This is a genomic window from Acinetobacter sp. I-MWF, assembly GCF_025433935.1.
GTDB lineage: Bacteria > Pseudomonadota > Gammaproteobacteria > Pseudomonadales > Moraxellaceae > Acinetobacter > Acinetobacter guillouiae.
Genome location: NZ_JAMBAR010000055.1, coordinates 1 through 203 on the forward strand (window position 1 = coordinate 1; position 203 = coordinate 203).

Consider the following 203-nt stretch of genomic DNA (forward strand, 5'->3'; position numbering starts at 1 on the left):
ATTCAGAAACTGCAACCCATGCTAGTAAAGTAGCATTCCAAATTACTTTATATATTCTGTTCATATCACACCCACCATACAAATGATTAAAAGATTGCTTACTAGGCTGTAAAAAAACAGGCAGTTGATATACAATCAACCACACCTATTTTTGTGATGCAATCTACACTCTTGGTTAAAAAATGTAAACAGTTAATATTTTT

At 31.0% G+C, this 203-nt stretch carries 1 protein-coding gene; it reads right to left on the bottom strand.

Features of this window, described 5'->3' with window-relative positions:
• The coding region (locus tag M2R48_RS21635; protein ID WP_410004187.1) for an ESPR domain-containing protein at positions 1–64 on the bottom strand (64 nt) is incomplete at its 3' end.
• Between the last annotated feature and the right edge of the window lie 139 nt (positions 65–203).